Origin of the sequence: Arthrobacter sp. 18067, from assembly GCF_902706295.1 — a bacterium.
Taxonomy (GTDB): domain Bacteria; phylum Actinomycetota; class Actinomycetes; order Actinomycetales; family Micrococcaceae; genus Arthrobacter.
Map to the genome: position 1 here is coordinate 1 of NZ_CACSJJ010000070.1, position 585 is coordinate 585.

A 585-nucleotide genomic window follows, 5' to 3' on the forward strand; every position below is an offset into this window, starting at 1 on the left:
ATGCTGCGATCGCGAAGGTCCAGAAGGCCAAGGACGAGCGCCGCGGCTGGTCCGTCGGTTACGTGGGCAACGCCGCGGAGGTGTTCCCGGAACTGCTGGCCCGCCACAAGGCCGGGGAAGTGACCTTCGATGTGGTCACGGACCAGACCAGTGCGCATGACCCGTTGTCCTACCTGCCTGAGGGCATCACGGTGGCCGAGTGGCACACCGAAGCTGAGGCGGACCCGGAAGGGTTCACCAAGAAGGCCCAGGCTTCGATGGCCCGCCACGTCCAGGCGATGGTGGAGTTCCAGGACGCCGGCTCTGAGGTGTTCGACTACGGCAACTCCATCCGTGACGAGGCCCGCAAGGGCGGCTACGAGCGGGCGTTCGAGTTCCCCGGCTTCGTCCCGGCGTACATCCGTCCCCTGTTCTGCGAGGGCCTTGGCCCGTTCCGCTGGGTCGCGCTCTCCGGAGACCCGGAAGACATCGCCGTGACGGATGCGGCGATCAAGGAACTGTTCCCGGAGAACACGCACCTGCACAAGTGGCTCGACGCCGCGGCGGACCGGGTGGAATTCGAAGGCCTCCCGGCACGTATTTGCT

1 pseudogene is annotated in these 585 nt (G+C 66.5%); it reads left to right on the forward strand.

Annotated features, from left to right (window positions below):
- Positions 1-585, forward strand: a pseudogene (locus GVL04_RS24110) (urocanate hydratase); the annotation flags it as partial.